The following is a 13,965-nucleotide window of genomic DNA, read 5'->3' as shown; positions in this document are numbered from 1 at the left end:
CCCGCCGGCGCTCGGCCGGCAAGGTCACGGGCAGCAAGATCGTCGTCTACGCGATCTCGCTCGTCGTGGTCGCCCTCACGATGGGCCCCGTGCTCTACGGCGTCCTCGGCGGCTTCCGCACCAACGCGCAGATCGCTGCCGACCCTGCGGGTCTGCCGGGCCCGTGGGTCTTCAGCAACTACGCGAACGTGCTGCAGAACCCGAGCTTCTGGCAGTACTTCCTCAACTCCACGATCATCGCGGTGCTCACCACCGCCGTCGTGGTCGTGTTCGGCATCATGGCGGCCTACCCGCTGGCCCGGTACCAGTTCAAGGGCCGCGAGGCGCTGTTCCTGGTGTTCGTCATCGGCCTGCTGTTCCCGGCCACCGTGGCGATCGTCCCGCTGTTCATCCTGATCACGCAGAACTTCGGGATGGGCAACACCTGGTGGGGCGTGGCGCTGCCGCAGGCCGCGTTCGCGCTGCCGATGACGGTGGTCATCCTCCGGCCGTTCCTCATGGCGCTGCCCAAGGAGCTGGAGGAGGCCTCGATGCTCGACGGCACGAGCCGCATCGGGTTCTTCTGGCGGATCCTGCTGCCGCTGTCGGGCCCCGGCATGGTCACGGTCGGCGTGCTGGCGTTCGTCGGGTCGTGGAACGCGTACCTGCTCCCGCTGCTCCTGCTGCGGGGCGACATGAAGACGCTGCCCCTCGGGGTGGCGGACTTCTCCTCGGAGCACTCCGCCGACACCGCGGGCGTGTTCGCCTTCACCACCCTGGCGATGATCCCCGCCCTGGTGTTCTTCCTCGCGATGCAGAAGCGCATCGTCAACGGCCTGCAGGGAGCCGTGAAGGGCTGACGCCCTGGTGCCCGACGGCGGTTGCGCACCGCCGTCGGGCACGCCCCCGCGGGTCTGCGCCCCGCGCACCCTGACGGCCCCTAGCGTGGACGCGCTACGGGGCCGCACCCATGACCCCCGTGTACGTCGAAGGAGATGGACCGTGACCGAGGTCGCCACCCAGCCCCCCGCCAGCGCCTCTGCTGGCACTCCCGCCGGTGTCCCGGCGATGCCCGAGGTGTCGGAGCGCGTGCGAGCCCTGCACGCGCAGATGACGCTCGAGGAGAAGCTCGCCCAGATCGTGGGCTACTGGCTCGACCAGGGTGGCAACGTCGTCGCCCCGATGCAGGGCGAGATGGCCGCGGAGAACGCGGGGACCCCCCTGGCCGAGATCACCAAGGACGGGATCGGCCACTACACCCGCGTGTACGGCACCCGGCCGGTGGACCCGGCCGAGCGCGCCGCGTGGCTGTGGGCCGAGCAGCGCCGCCTGAAGACCGAGACCCGCCTGGGGATCCCCGCCCTGGTGCACGAGGAGTGCCTCACCGGCCTGGCCGCGTGGAAGGCCGCGACCTTCCCGACGCCGCTGGCCTGGGGTGCCTCGTTCGACCCCGAGCTGGTCTACGAGGCCGGCCACGTGATCGGCGAGTCGATGAAGGCGCTGGGCGTGCACCAGGGCCTCGCCCCCGTCATGGACGTCGTCCGCGACCCGCGCTGGGGCCGTGTCGACGAGTGCATCGGCGAGGACCCGTACCTGGTCGGCACCGTCGGCACCTCGTACGTGCGGGGCCTGCAGGACGCCGGCGTGCACGCCACGCTCAAGCACTTCGTCGGCTACTCCGGCTCGCGTGCCGGCCGCAACCACGCCCCGGTGTACGCGGGCCCCCGCGAGATCGCCGACGTGTTCCTGCCGCCGTTCGAGATGGCCATCCTCGACGGCGGCGTGAAGTCGGTCATGAACTCCTACACCGACCTCGACGGCGTGCCCATGGCGTCCAGCGTCGAGTACCTGACGGAGATCCTGCGCGAGAAGCTCGGGTTCGACGGCGTGGTCGTCGCCGACTACTTCGCCGTCGCGTTCCTCGAGGTGATGCACGCCGTCGCCAGGGACCGCGGCGAGGCCGCGGCGCTCGCGCTGACCGCGGGCATCGACGTCGAGCTGCCCACCGGTGACGCCTACCTCGCGCCGCTCGCGGAGAAGGTGCGTGCGGGCGAGCTCGACGAGGCCTACGTGGACCGTGCCGTGCTGCGCGCCCTGCGCCAGAAGGAAGAGCTCGGCCTGCTGGACGCGGACGCGTTCGAGGACGAGCCGCCCGCCACGATCGACCTCGACTCCCCCCGCCACCAGGAGCTCGCGCGCCGCCTGGCCGAGGAGTCGGTCGTGCTGCTGAGCAACGACGGCGTGCTGCCCCTCGGTGCCTGGCAGGACAAGCCGGGCCGGGTCGCCGTCATCGGCCCCAACGCCCACCGGGCCGAGGCGCTGCAGGGCTGCTACTCGTTCGCCAACCACGTGCTGGCCCACTACCCGGACCACGAGCTCGGGTTCGCCATCCCCACCCTCCACGAGGCCCTGGGCACGGCCTTCGGCGAGGCAGGGCTGCCCCAGCCGGAGCTGGTCTACGCCGAGGGCTGTGCCGTCGAGGGCGGCGACACCTCCGGGTTCGACGCCGCGGTGGCCGCTGCCGCGTCGGCCGACGTCGCCGTCGTCGTGGTGGGCGACCAGGCCGGTCTGTTCGGTCGCGGCACCGTGGGCGAGGGTAACGACTCCGAGTCGCTCGAGCTGCCCGGCGTCCAGCGCCAGCTCGTGGAGGCGGTGCTCGCCACCGGCAAGCCCGTGGTCATGGTGCTGCTCACCGGCCGGCCCTACGCGATCAACTGGGCGCTGGACGGGCAGGGCCCCAAGCCCGGCGCCGTGCTCCAGGCGTTCTTCCCCGGTGAGGGCGGCGGCCTCGCGCTCGCCGACGTCATCACGGGCCGGGTCAACCCGTCGGGCCGCCTGCCCGTGTCGCTGCCCCGCTCGACCGGGTCGCAGCCGTACTCCTACCTGCACCCGATCCTGGGTGGGCCGTCCGACGTCACGAGCACGGACTCGACGCCGCTGCGGCCCTTCGGGTTCGGTCTCTCGTACACCTCGTTCGAGTACTCGGACCTGCTGGTGGACGGTGCCGTGCGGGCTGGCGGCACCTTCACCGCCGTCGTCACGGTGACCAACACGGGTGACGTGGCCGGCACGGACGTGGTGCAGCTCTACGGCCGCGACCTGCACGGCTCGGTCGCCCGCCCGGTGGTCCAGCTGCTCGGCTACGCCCGTGTCACGCTCGAGCCGGGTGAGTCCCGGCAGGTGGCCTTCACGGTGCCGACCACGCGCCTCGCGTTCAGCGACCGTCGCATGGTCAAGATCGTGGAGCCGGGCGACGTCGAGGTGTGGGTGGGCTCCCACGCCACCGCCTCGTCGGCCGCTGCGCGGACCGAGGAGACCACGGGTGGCGCGATCACCAACGAGAAGGCCGTCGAGAAGATCGAGATCCCCGGCACGGCCACGGACCGCTCGGCGCTGGAGATCACCGGCCCGGTGCACGAGGTGAGCCGCGAGGACGCCCGCTGGGTCGAGGTCACCGTCTCCTGACGCCACGGCCCTGACACCTGCCGACGAGGCCCGGCACCGGAACCGCTCCGGTGCCGGGCCTCGTCGCCGTTAGGGTGACGGGATGCGGGTGGACGTGTGGCTGTGGGCGGTGCGGCTCTTCAAGAGCAGGTCCGCCGCTGCCACGTTGCTGCGCGCCGGGCGGGTGCGCGTCAACGGCTACCCGGCCAAGGCGTCGGCGAGCGTGAAGCCAGGGGACCGGGTGACGTGGCGGGACCCGCTGCGCGAGCGTGACGTCGAGGTGGTCGAGCTGCTGCCCAAGCGGGTGGGCGCGCCGTTGGCGGTCAAGGCGTACGTCGACCACAGCCCACCGGTGCCGCCCCGGGAGGAGCGGCTCGCCGTCGGCATCCGCGACCGGGGGGCGGGCCGTCCCACCAAGCGCGAGCGGCGCGAGATCGACCGGCTGCGCGGGGCCCGGCGCGACTGAGCCGGCCCGCCGGGCCCGGGGCGGTACGGTGCCGGCATGACCTCCCCGGACACCGCCGCACGCATCGCCCAGCTCCTGGAGAGGCACCCCGTCTGGGACGGGCACAACGACCTGCCGTGGGAGGCCCGCGAGCAGGTGGGCTACGACTGGTCCGCGCTGGACCTCGCGGCGGGCACGGCGGGCCGCACCCACACCGACGTGCCGCGGCTGCGCGCCGGCGGTGTGGGCGCCCAGTTCTGGTCCGTCTACGTGCCCTCGGACCTGCCGGGCAGCGAGGCGGTGACGCAGACGCTCGAGCAGGTGGACGCCGTGCGCCGCATGGTGGAGACGTGGCCCGAGACGTTCGCGCTGGCGCTGACGGCGGACGACGTGGAGGCAGCCTGGGCGGGCGGTCGGGTCGCGAGCCTGATGGGCGCGGAGGGCGGTCAGTCGATCGACTCGTCGCTGGGTGTGCTGCGGATGCTGTACGCGCTGGGCGTGCGGTACATGACCCTGACCCACAACCACGACAACCCGTGGGCCGACTCGGCCACGGACGCCCGCTCCGCGCACGGCGGGCTGTCACGGTTCGGTGGCGAGGTGGTCCGGGAGATGAACCGGCTCGGCATGCTGGTGGACCTCTCGCACGTCTCGCAGGGCACCATGCACGCGGCCCTGGACGTGACCGAGGCCCCGGTGATCTTCTCCCACAGCTCGGCGCGGGCGGTGTGCGACGTGCCGCGGAACGTGCCGGACGACGTCCTGACCCGCCTGGCCGGCAACGGTGGGGTGTGCATGGTGACGTTCGTCCCGAGCTTCGTGACCCCCGAGGTGGCTGCGTGGCGGGCCGGCGCGGCCGAGGCGGCGCGGGCGCGGGGCATCGACCCGGCGAGCTACGCGGCGTTCGCGCGGTTCAGCGCGCAGTGGCGCGAGGAGCACCCGGTGCCGCCCACCACGCTGGACGACGTCGTCGCGCACGTGGAGCACGTGCGGGACGTGGCCGGCGTCGAGCACGTGGGCCTCGGTGGGGACTACGACGGCGCGGACGGGTTCGCGCCCGAGCTGGCCGACGTCTCCGGGTACCCGGCGCTGCTGGCGGCGCTCGCCGAGCGCGGCTGGTCCGACGAGGACCTGGGCCGGCTGACGAGCGGGAACGTGCTGCGGGTGCTGCGCGAGGCGGAGGCCGTGGCGGCCCGCCTGCGGTCGGAGCGGGGCCCCAGCACCGCGCGCATCGAGGACCTGGACGCCTGAGGGAACGCCCCTCGCCGACGCACCGTCACGAGGGGGCCGAAAGGCCCCCTCGTCGAGGACCCTTCCCCCTGCCGCGCCTACCGCGTGGGCGGTGACGCTGGTGGTGACGCCGGGAGGTTCCCGGCCCGACCGACGGAGGTCGCCATGAGTGCAGTGACCGAGCGCCAGCGGGGCGCTCTCCCCACCGCCACCACCCTGCCGCCCGTGGCCCGGTACGCGTTCACGGTGCTGCGGCTGCTCCTCGCCTTCCAGTTCCTGTGGGCGTTCTTCGACAAGACGTTCGGCCTCGGGCGGTCCACGCCGTCCGAGCGCTCGTGGATCAACGGCGGCTCGCCGACGTCGGGGTTCCTCGGCGGTGTCGAGGGCCCGCTGCGCGGCTTCTACAACGGGCTCGCCGGCAACGGGTTCGTCGACGTGCTGTTCATGCTCGGCCTGCTCGGCATCGGCACGGCGCTCGCGCTCGGCATCGGGATGCGGGTGGCGGGCGTGTGCGCCGCCCTGCTGCTGGTGATGATGTGGGGCGCCGCGCTGCCCGTGGCCACCAACCCCTTCGTGGACGACCACCTGATCAGCGCCGCCGCCGTCGTCGGCCTCGCGTGGGCCGGCGCGGGCGACGTGTGGGGCCTGGGCCGCTGGTGGGGTTCCACGGAGCTGGTCCGCAAGAACCGCTGGCTGCGCTGAGGCGGCTGCGGCGTGACGACGACGACGGAGGCTAGCGTGGGCACCATGACGACCACCGTGCGCGTGTTCCTGGTCGACGACCACGAGGTGGTCCGGCGGGGGGTCGCCGACCTCCTGGACGCCGAGCCCGACCTCGAGGTGGTCGGCGAGGCGGGGACCGCCACCGAGGCCCTCGCCCGCGTGCCCGCGCTGGCCCCCGACGTCGTCGTGCTGGACGTGCGCCTGCCCGACGGCGACGGCGTGAGCGTCTGCCGCGACCTCAAGGCGCGCATGGACGTGGCCTGCCTGATGCTGACCTCGTTCGACGACGACGAGGCGCTGTTCGACGCGATCCTGGCCGGGGCGGCGGGCTACGTGCTCAAGCAGGTGCGCGGCACCGACCTGGTCGAGGCGATCCGTACCGTGGCCTCCGGCGGCTCGACCCTGGACCCGCGCGCCGCGGAGCACGTCATGGCCCGGATGCGGATGCAGGCCCAGCAGGAGGACCCGCTGGCCGAGCTGACGCAGCAGGAGCAGAAGATCCTGGCGCTGATCGGGCAGGGGATGACGAACCGGCAGATCGGCGCGGAGCTGTTCCTCGCCGAGAAGACGGTGAAGAACTACGTCTCGAGCCTGCTGTCGAAGCTGGGGCTCGAGCGGCGGGTGCAGGCCGCGGTGCTGGCGACCCGGCTGGAGCAGAACGGCTCCTCGACGCGCCCCTCGCGCTAGGCCGGGCTCACGAGCGGCACCTGCCACCGCACGAGCGTGCCCACGCCGCCAGGGCACGGGCCCACGGTGAGGGTCCCGCCGAGCTCGTCGGCGCGGCGGCGCAGGTTCGCCAGCCCGCTGAGGGTGACGTCCCCCGGCATCCCCACACCGTCGTCGGCGACGGAGAGGACGACGTCGTCCGTGGCGGTGAGCACCACGTCGACCCCGCGGGCGCGGGCGTGGCGGGCCACGTTGGACAGGCTCTCGCGCACCACGGCGACCAGGTGGTCGGCCGTGCCGGGCGGCACCAGGGCGTCCACGGCGCCCTCGAAGCGCAGGGCCGGTGGGAAGCCGAGCGTGCGGGTGGCGGCCTCCACCTCCGCGATGACACGGGAGCGCACGCCCACACGGCGGGCGTCGTCGGCCGGGGGCTGCAGGCCCCGGATGGTGGTGCGGATGAGGCTGATCGTCTCGTCGACGTCGTCGACGGCGGAGGCGACGCGCCCCGCCTCCTCGGCGGCGTCCCGGCGCTCCAGGCGCCGGGCCACACCCTGCAGGCCCAGACCGGTGGCGTAGAGGCGCTGGATCGCGAGGTCGTGCAGGTCGCGGGCGATGCGGTCCCGGTCGCGCACGACGGCGAGGCGCTCGGCGTCACGACGCCGCTCCGCCAGCTCGAGCGCCACGGCCGCCTGGGAGGCGAAGCCGCGCAGCGCGTCGACCACCACCTCCGGGAACGCCAGGGCGCCGTCGCGCCGGCCCACGGACAGCACGCCACGGGTGCGGCCCGGCTCGCCCAGCGGCAGCGCGGCGAGCGGGCCCACGCGCAGGCGCCCGCCGAACGCCGTCGCCCCGCGCGGGTCTCTCGCGGCGTCCACGGTGACGATCGGCTGCCCCGACTCGTACACCTCGGTGGCGTAGGCGCTCTCGTCGGGCACCGTCGCGCCGACCAGGCCGCCGGCGTCGGAGCCGAACGCCGCGCGCACCACCAGGCCGTCGCCGTCCGGCACCACGATCGTCGCGACGTCGGCCCCCGCCACGTGCGTGGCGTGGGCGGCGACCAGCCCCAGCACCTCGTCGGGGGCGTCCCCGGCCAGCAGGCGGCGCGAGATCTCCTCGCTCGCCACGGCCCACCGCTCCCGCAGCCGGGCGTCGTCGTACAGGCGCGCGTTCTCGACGGCGACGCTCGCCGCCGCCGCGAGCGCCTCGATGCGCCGCTGGTCCTCGGCGGTGAAGTCCCCGCCGTCGCGCTTCTCGGTGAGGTACAGGTTGCCGAACGGGGTGCCGTGGACGCGCAGCGGCACCCCGAGGAACGTGTGCATGGGCGGGTGGCCGGCAGGGATGCCCGCCGAGCGCGGGTCGCGTGCCAGGTCGCTCAGGCGCAGCGGTGCCGGGTGGCGGATGAGCTCGCCGAGGATGCCGTGCCCGGTGGGGTAGTGCCCGATCGCCCGCACCTCGTGGGGCGACATGCCGACGGTCAGGAACTGGCCGATCCGGCCTGCGGCGTCCAGGATGCCGAGCGCGGCGTAGCGCGCCCCGGCCAGGTCTGCCGCGGCCTGCACCAGGCGCTGCAGCGTGGTCTCCAGCTCCAGGCCGCGCCCGACGGCGAGCACCGCCTCCAGCAGCACGTCGACCTCGCTCGGTGCGGGGCCGGCGCCGTCGGTCGCCTCGCTGCCGTCCGGCCGCAGCGGCGGAGCGGGGTCGGCCGGGACGGCGTCGGGCGTGCTGGCACGCACGGGCACCGCAGCGCCCTGCTCGTGCCCGGTCTGGGCGTCTGCCCCCTGCTGGTCGTGCCGCACGCCTGCCTCCGTCCGTCGCCCCCAACCTATCCGCCCGCCGGCCGCGCCGGCCGGGACCTTCGGCACACGACGCCGGTCCGCCGGGCCCTGGGGTGCGGCGCCCGGGCGGCGGTGGACTGGTGAGGTCGCCACGTCCAGCCGGACGAGGCCGGGGGAGGAGGGGTCACCATGGCCAGGTGGTGCCGCGGGGTGGTGGTCGGGGTCGACGGCTCCGAGGAGGGGTACCGGGCTCTCGACTGGGCCGCCGCGGCCGCGGACCGGCACGACGCCGCGCTGGGTGTGCTCGGCAGCTATGTGGTGCCGCTCTCGCCGGTGCCCGCGGGGCCGCTGCTCGCCGCCGGCGGTCTGCACGCTGCCACCGGCCGGGCCGTGGCGGGAGCGCTGGCACGGCTGGAGGCACGTGGCACGGCCGGGCGGGAGGTCGGCACGGAGGTGGTCCCTGGGGCGGCCGCCCACGTGCTCGTCCAGCGCTCGCGCACCAGCGACCTCGTCGTCGTCGGGCGGCGCGGGCTGGGGGCCGTGGACCGTGCCCTGGCCGGGTCGGTGTCGTCGGCGCTCGCGGCGATGGCGTACGGGCCCGTGGCGGTGGTGCCGGCGTCGGCGTCGGTGACGCTGCCGCGCCGTGTGGTGGCGGGCGTCGCCACCGACGACTACCCCGGTCACGTGCTGGAGACGGCGTTCGAGGAGGCCGAGCTGCTGGGGGTGCCGCTCGAGGTGGTGCACGCCGTGGACCCCGGACCTCTGGGCAGCGCGCTGCGGCTCTACGAGGGCTGGGGGGACGCGTGGCGGGCCTCGGCCGCCGACGCCGTGCGCGACGACGTGCAGCGGTGGGCGCAGAAGCATCCCGGCGTGGCGTGCACGACGACGGTGGCCGAGGGGCGCCCGGCCGACGTGCTCCAGCGCTGCCTGCACCCCGACGACCTCGTCGTCGTGGGCGGCCGGTCGCACCTGCGGGTCACCGGGCGCATGCTCGGCTCGGTGGCGGACCGGCTGCTGCGCGTGGCGCCGTGCGCGGTGATCGTCTCCCACGCCCGGCCCGGCCGGAAGGGCTGACCTCGGGCTCAGAGAGCCAGGCGCCGCCGGGTCCAGCCCACGCCGAGCGTCTGCAGCACGGACTCGCGGTCGCGCTGGGTGGCGTCGGTGAACGCCCGCAGCGACACCACCGAGGCGGTGAGCATCGTGGTCAGCACGGCGCGAGCGGTCTCCGGGTCCGCGCTGGCCTCGTCGAGCATCTCCTGGACCACGCGTGATCGGATGCCCGGGCCGTCGGGCTCGGAGCACGCGGTCAGTAGAGCGATGGTCATCGACCCTGCGTCGACCTCACCCATGTCGAACCCCCCGGTGGTGCGCTCGTGGTGCGCTGGTGGTCCCAGGGTTACCGCACGCGGCGTCATCGCGCACCCGGAGAGATTGGTCACAGGGTTGGGCGGTCGTGAAGATCCTCTCCCGGCTCAGTCGTGGAGGATCCGCTGGAACAGCACGTGGTCCTGCCAGCGGCCTGCGATCCGCAGGTACCGCGGCGCGAGCCCGACCCGCTCGAAGCCGTTCCGCGCCAGCACCGCCTGCGAGGCGCCGTTGTGCAGCAGGGTCGCAGCCTCCAGGCGGTGGAGCCCCAGCACGTCCCGGGCGTGGACCACCGCGGCCGCCACGGCCGCGGACATCAGCCCCTGCCCCGTGCGGCCGCCGTCCACCCAATACCCCAACGACGCCGACATGAAGGCGCCGCGGACGATCGTCGCCACGTTCAGCCGGCCCACCACGCTGCCGTCGTCCGCCGCGAGCACCAGCGGCACGTGACGGCCCGCCGCGTGCTCCGCCACGGCCCCGGCGACCTGCTGCTCCTGCCAGGCGGGGTCGTAGAAGTCGTCGGGTCGCTCCGGGTCCCACGGCGCCAGGTGCTCGCGGTTGCGCGCGTAGGCGGCAGCGAGCGCGGCCCCGTCGCCCTCTCGCAGCAGGCGCAGCTCGACGTCGTCGGACAGGCGGACGGGCAGCGACGGACGGGCAGCAGGCTCGGGCACCCCCACACCCTACGGACGCCCAGGCCGGCGCCGCCGCCGGCGCGTCCGGGGGCCCGGGGCGTGCTCAGCCGGCGTCCGGGCGCTCCTCCGCCGCGAGGCGCGGCTCGGCACGCAGCGCAGGCTTGTTCCCCGCCTTGTCCGCGTAGAAGGCGCGGATGCGGTCCATGTCCGCGCGCACGTCACCGGAGAGGTGGAACGTGGGGCCGATGCCCAGGGTCATCGTGGTGCGGTCCACGAACCCCAGAGTCACGGGCAGCCCCGCCTCGCGGGCGATCCGGTAGAAGCCCGACTTCCAGTAGCCCTGCGACGACCGCGTGCCGTCCGGCGTCACCACGAGCTGGAACACGCGGCCCGCCCGCAACTCTGCCAGCACCTCGTCCACCACGCCCGAGGGGTTGGTGCGGTCCACCGGGATGCCGCCCAGACGGCGCATGATCGGCCCGCGCCACCCCGTGAACAGCGTGTGCTTGCCCAGCCATCGCACGTCCGCCTCGTTGCGCCAGGCCAGGCCCAGCATGTGCACGAAGTCCCAGTTCGAGGTGTGCGGGGCGCCCAGCATGACGGCGGGCTCGCGGGGGAAGGCGTCGTCGACCGGGGTCCAACGGCTCAACCGCCAGTAGAGCTGGGCGACGGTGCGGCGCAGGGAAGGCATCCCGAAACCGTACCGGGCACCCCGGGTGCTCGCCGACGCTGCGGCCCGTGTCCCGTGCGGCACGCCCCGCCCCCGCGGTGGCCTCTGCGGTGGCCTCCGTGGTGCCTCCGTGGTGCCTCGCTGAGGCGCCGCCTCGCACCGCCGGCCCTGCGGGAACCCCTGGTCGGGGGCACGCTAGGCCGATGCACAACCTCCAGGTTGCCGTCGAGAGGACGGCTGACGCCGCGCAGGACCTGGCCACCGGGCTGGCCGACGCCGTCGGCGCCCGCGGCTGGCACGTGGCCACCGCCGAGTCGCTCACCGCAGGGAACATCGCCAACGTGCTGGCGGCCGCGCCGTCGGCCAGCACGTGGCTGCGCGGCTCGCTCGTCGCGTACTCGCCGGAGGTGAAGTTCCGGCTCGGCGTACCCCGCGGGCCCGTGGTCACCGAGGAGTGCGCGCTCATCCTGGCGCGCCGCGCGGTGGAGCTGCTCGACGCCGACCTGTGCGTCGCGGTCACCGGGGTGGGCGGGCCCGAGCCCGACGAGGGGCACGCCCCCGGCACCGTGTGGTTCGCCGTCGTCTCCCCGGCGGGCGAGCACACCGTCAAGGAGGTGTTCGACGGCGACCCGCCCCAGGTGCTGGTGGCGACGACCGAGCGGGCGATCGCGCTGCTCACCGACGTCGCACGCGGGGCGTAGGCGCGTCTGCTGTGCTCGGCCGTGGTCGCTCTGTCCGTGCTGCGAGCGCTGCGACGCGGTGCCACGGTGGCCGCATGCCGTCCCTGCCGCTCCGTGCCCTCGCCCGCTCCGCCGGGCTGGTGCTGGCTGGTGCCGTCGGTGCGGCCGCAGCCGTGCTGCGCACCCGGCCGCTGCACCCCGACGGCGTCGTCCTCGACGGGGTGCTGGTGGTGGACGGCCCCCACGGGGGCGCGGCGGAGGACGGTGCGGCGGTGGCCGGCGACGGCGCGGCAGCGGCCCGGGGAGCTGCCGTCGTGGCCGCGCTGCCCGCCGGGCGCACCCCCGTCGTCGTCCGGCTCTCGCTCGGGGCAGGCATGCCCCGCACGTGGCCCGACGTCGCCGGGATCGCGATCCGCTGGCACGCCGGCGGGCTCTCCCAGGACCTCCTGCTGGGCTCGGCCCGCCCCGGGCCGCTCGGCAGGTTCGTGCCCACCCCGCGCCGCCGCGTCCTGGGCTGGTTCAGCACCGTGATGCCGCTGCGCACCGAGGCCGGGCCCGTGCTGCTGGGCCTGCACCCTGCCGCCGTCCAGCCGCCCGGGCACGTGGCCCTCGACCTGGTGCAGGCCGCCCCGAGAGGACCTTGGCAGCGCGTGGGCGCCCTCGAGCTGCTCGGCCCCGCCGGCACCGCACCGCACGACGAGGAGCACCTGCGGTTCGATCCCACCGCCAACGCGCCCCGCGGCCTGGGCACCTACCGCTGGGAGGACGCGCTGCGGGCGCCGTCGTACGCCGCCGCCCGCCGCTGGTCCGGCGCTGCGGGCACCGCCGGACCGTCCGACCGGCGCTGACCGCCGCGCTCGACGACCCGGCGCGGCGCGCCCGGCCGGCAGGCCCGGCTCAGCCCATGATCCCCAGGTTCCCCGCCGCGTTCAGCGCCAGCAGCGCCCCCACCACCCCCAGCACCCAGCCCGTCATCTCCTCACCGTTGCGCGCGAACCAGGCGTCCACCCGGCGCAGCAGCGGCTCCACCAGCCGCGCCGCCACCAGCCGGCCCCCGAGCAGCAGCAGCGCGGGCAGCACCATCACCACGCAGTACCCGGCCAGCACCGCGGCGCTCGCGGGCGTGCCCAGGCCCGACGACGTCACGATCCCGATCGCGGCCAGGTACGGCAGCATCGTGGCCACCTCCAGCGCCGCCGCGGCCAGCGCCAGCCCCACGAGGGAGAAGGTCGAAGCCCGGCGGCGGACGAGCGCCGCGCCCGGCGTCGTCCCCGCCCCGGCCGTGCTGGTGGCGCCCGGGGACCCGCTCTCCACGCCGAGCGCGCGGTCCCGCCACCGGCTCAGGCGGCTCGGCGGCGGCGTGATACCTGCGGACTCCTGCTCGGCGCGCCGCCGGGCGGCACGCTTGCCGTCGAACCGGAAGCTCAGCGCGAACAGGCCCACCCCGAGCAGGAGCTGGGCCACCCAGGCAGGCGGAGAGCCGAGCGCGTCCTGGTAGCGGTCGAGCACCACCCCGGCCCCGGCCATGACCACCAGCCCCACGGCGAGGTAGAAGCCGGCGACGGTGCCGAGGTACACGAGCAGGCGTGCCGGGCGGGGCCGGCCCGGGGCGAGCAGCAGCCACACGGGGATCGCGAGGGTGCCGAAGCTCGTGGAGTCGATCAGGGCGAGCACCACGAGCACGCCGGCGAGCCCCAGCACGCCCTCGGGCGAGCCGACGTCGAGCAGGTCGAAGGGGAGGTCCATGAGAGGAGCCTCCCCGCGCGCCGGGGGTCGCGGCGTCGGCCGGGCGGCCGATCCTCGCCCCGGCCCGTACATCGTTCGTCGGACGCCGGTGCGCGGCTAGGCTCCCAGGACGTGAACGTCGAGGTGTCCCCGCCCGTGCCCGCGGAGCACGCCCTGCTCGTCGCCGTGTGGCGCCGTGCCGTCGAGGCGACGCACCACTTCCTCTCCCCGGCCGACGTCGACTGGTACGAGGAGCGGGTCGCGGCGCACCTCGACCAGGCCGACGACGTCCTCGTCGCCAGGGCCCCGGACGGCACGCCGCTCGGGTTCGCCGGGGGCTCGGACGGCCGGATCGACATGCTGTTCGTCGACCCCGAGGTGCACGGGCAGGGCGTGGGCACGCGCCTGCTCGAGGCCCTGGCCGCCGGCCACGAAGAGGTGCACGTCGACGTCAACGAGGGCAACGAGAGCGGTCGGCGGTTCTACGCGGCCAAGGGGTTCGTCCAGGTGGGCCGCTCTGCCCTGGACGACGACGGGCGCCCCTTCCCGATCCTGCACCTGCGCCGGGGCTGAGCCGCAGCGACCGGTACATCGTTCGCCGGATGCCCGTGCCGCGGGCCTCGTGCTG

At 75.1% G+C, this 13,965-nt stretch carries 15 protein-coding genes; 10 read left to right on the top strand and 5 right to left on the bottom strand.

Features of this window, described 5'->3' with window-relative positions; translation table 11 throughout:
- Positions 1–38 precede the first annotated feature (38 nt).
- The 6 genes from DNL40_RS13265 to DNL40_RS13240 all read left to right on the top strand — a co-directional run bounded on the left by DNL40_RS13265 (position 39) and on the right by DNL40_RS13240 (position 6,508).
- Positions 39–839, top strand: coding sequence for a carbohydrate ABC transporter permease (locus DNL40_RS13265; RefSeq protein ID WP_245885928.1), 801 nt, complete (start codon positions 39–41; stop codon positions 837–839).
- Positions 840–1,047: 208 nt separating this feature from the next.
- Complete coding sequence (locus DNL40_RS13260; RefSeq protein WP_111251766.1) at positions 1,048–3,444, top strand: beta-xylosidase/alpha-l-arabinosidase; 2,397 nt, start codon at positions 1,048–1,050, stop codon at positions 3,442–3,444.
- Positions 3,445–3,526: 82 nt separating this feature from the next.
- The gene (locus DNL40_RS13255) at positions 3,527–3,889 is read left to right on the top strand and encodes an RNA-binding S4 domain-containing protein (RefSeq protein WP_111251728.1); all 363 of its coding nucleotides are present in this window, start codon (positions 3,527–3,529) and stop codon (positions 3,887–3,889) included.
- Positions 3,890–3,925: 36 nt separating this feature from the next.
- Entirely contained in the window at positions 3,926–5,119 is a 1,194-nt protein-coding gene (locus DNL40_RS13250) for a dipeptidase (RefSeq protein WP_111251727.1), read from the top strand.
- A 144-nt stretch (positions 5,120–5,263) separates the two neighbouring features.
- On the top strand, positions 5,264–5,800 hold the full coding sequence (locus tag DNL40_RS13245; protein ID WP_111251726.1) for a hypothetical protein: 537 nt from the start codon (positions 5,264–5,266) through the stop codon (positions 5,798–5,800).
- 45 nt (positions 5,801–5,845) lie between these two features.
- A complete protein-coding gene (locus tag DNL40_RS13240; RefSeq protein WP_111251765.1) occupies positions 5,846–6,508 on the top strand; it encodes a response regulator in 663 nt (220 codons plus the stop codon).
- Here the strand turns inward: DNL40_RS13240 and DNL40_RS13235 are convergent.
- Positions 6,505–8,283, bottom strand: coding sequence for a sensor histidine kinase (locus tag DNL40_RS13235; RefSeq protein WP_245885919.1), 1,779 nt, complete (start codon positions 8,281–8,283; stop codon positions 6,505–6,507). The genes DNL40_RS13240 and DNL40_RS13235 overlap by 4 nt on opposite strands.
- Positions 8,284–8,451: 168 nt before the next feature.
- Between DNL40_RS13235 and DNL40_RS13230 the strand changes: the two genes are divergently transcribed.
- Entirely contained in the window at positions 8,452–9,336 is an 885-nt protein-coding gene (locus DNL40_RS13230) for a universal stress protein (RefSeq protein ID WP_111251725.1), read from the top strand.
- Between the two features lie 8 nt (positions 9,337–9,344).
- Here DNL40_RS13230 and DNL40_RS13225 read toward each other — a convergent pair whose 3' ends face one another.
- The 3 genes from DNL40_RS13225 to DNL40_RS13215 all read right to left on the bottom strand — a co-directional run bounded on the left by DNL40_RS13225 (position 9,345) and on the right by DNL40_RS13215 (position 10,953).
- Entirely contained in the window at positions 9,345–9,587 is a 243-nt protein-coding gene (locus DNL40_RS13225) for a hypothetical protein (RefSeq protein WP_245885918.1), read from the bottom strand.
- A gap of 147 nt (positions 9,588–9,734) precedes the next feature.
- The gene (locus DNL40_RS13220) at positions 9,735–10,301 is read right to left on the bottom strand and encodes a GNAT family N-acetyltransferase (protein ID WP_245885917.1); all 567 of its coding nucleotides are present in this window, start codon (positions 10,299–10,301) and stop codon (positions 9,735–9,737) included.
- A gap of 64 nt (positions 10,302–10,365) precedes the next feature.
- Entirely contained in the window at positions 10,366–10,953 is a 588-nt protein-coding gene (locus tag DNL40_RS13215; protein ID WP_111251723.1) for a 1-acyl-sn-glycerol-3-phosphate acyltransferase, read from the bottom strand.
- 182 nt (positions 10,954–11,135) lie between these two features.
- On the opposite strand from DNL40_RS13215, the gene DNL40_RS13210 reads away from it, so the two are divergent.
- Both DNL40_RS13210 and DNL40_RS13205 read left to right on the top strand, forming a co-directional pair.
- Positions 11,136–11,633 (top strand): CinA family protein, encoded by a 498-nt coding sequence (locus DNL40_RS13210; RefSeq protein ID WP_111251722.1) that lies wholly within the window; start codon positions 11,136–11,138, stop codon positions 11,631–11,633.
- Positions 11,634–11,707: 74 nt separating this feature from the next.
- Positions 11,708–12,460: a hypothetical protein gene (locus DNL40_RS13205; protein ID WP_111251721.1), complete on the top strand. Its 753-nt coding sequence runs from the start codon at positions 11,708–11,710 to the stop codon at positions 12,458–12,460.
- A gap of 49 nt (positions 12,461–12,509) precedes the next feature.
- Here DNL40_RS13205 and DNL40_RS13200 read toward each other — a convergent pair whose 3' ends face one another.
- On the bottom strand, positions 12,510–13,358 hold the full coding sequence (locus DNL40_RS13200; protein WP_111251720.1) for a GAP family protein: 849 nt from the start codon (positions 13,356–13,358) through the stop codon (positions 12,510–12,512).
- 111 nt (positions 13,359–13,469) lie between these two features.
- On the opposite strand from DNL40_RS13200, the gene DNL40_RS13195 reads away from it, so the two are divergent.
- On the top strand, positions 13,470–13,910 hold the full coding sequence (locus DNL40_RS13195; RefSeq protein ID WP_111251719.1) for a GNAT family N-acetyltransferase: 441 nt from the start codon (positions 13,470–13,472) through the stop codon (positions 13,908–13,910).
- Positions 13,911–13,965 lie beyond the last annotated feature (55 nt).

Origin of the sequence: Xylanimonas oleitrophica (genome assembly GCF_003244315.1) — a bacterium.
GTDB lineage: Bacteria > Actinomycetota > Actinomycetes > Actinomycetales > Cellulomonadaceae > Xylanimonas_A > Xylanimonas_A oleitrophica.
Note: the sequence above shows the minus strand (reverse complement) of the source record. Positions and strands in the feature narration are given on the sequence as shown.

What these genes read in the sequence shown, in the direction of transcription:
- DNL40_RS13260 (WP_111251766.1), top strand. Translation starts at nt 1,048, where the DNA reads ATGCCCGAGGTGTCGGAGCGCGTGCGAGCCCTGCACGCGCAGATGACG.
- DNL40_RS13255 (WP_111251728.1), top strand. Translation starts at nt 3,527, where the DNA reads ATGCGGGTGGACGTGTGGCTGTGGGCGGTGCGGCTCTTCAAGAGCAGG.
- DNL40_RS13250 (WP_111251727.1), top strand. Translation starts at nt 3,926, where the DNA reads ATGACCTCCCCGGACACCGCCGCACGCATCGCCCAGCTCCTGGAGAGG.
- DNL40_RS13245 (WP_111251726.1), top strand. Translation starts at nt 5,264, where the DNA reads ATGAGTGCAGTGACCGAGCGCCAGCGGGGCGCTCTCCCCACCGCCACC.
- DNL40_RS13240 (WP_111251765.1), top strand. Translation starts at nt 5,846, where the DNA reads ATGACGACCACCGTGCGCGTGTTCCTGGTCGACGACCACGAGGTGGTC.
- DNL40_RS13230 (WP_111251725.1), top strand. Translation starts at nt 8,452, where the DNA reads ATGGCCAGGTGGTGCCGCGGGGTGGTGGTCGGGGTCGACGGCTCCGAG.
- DNL40_RS13225 (WP_245885918.1), bottom strand. Translation starts at nt 9,587, where the DNA reads ATGACCATCGCTCTACTGACCGCGTGCTCCGAGCCCGACGGCCCGGGC.
- DNL40_RS13215 (WP_111251723.1), bottom strand. Translation starts at nt 10,953, where the DNA reads ATGCCTTCCCTGCGCCGCACCGTCGCCCAGCTCTACTGGCGGTTGAGC.
- DNL40_RS13210 (WP_111251722.1), top strand. Translation starts at nt 11,136, where the DNA reads ATGCACAACCTCCAGGTTGCCGTCGAGAGGACGGCTGACGCCGCGCAG.
- DNL40_RS13205 (WP_111251721.1), top strand. Translation starts at nt 11,708, where the DNA reads ATGCCGTCCCTGCCGCTCCGTGCCCTCGCCCGCTCCGCCGGGCTGGTG.
- DNL40_RS13200 (WP_111251720.1), bottom strand. Translation starts at nt 13,358, where the DNA reads ATGGACCTCCCCTTCGACCTGCTCGACGTCGGCTCGCCCGAGGGCGTG.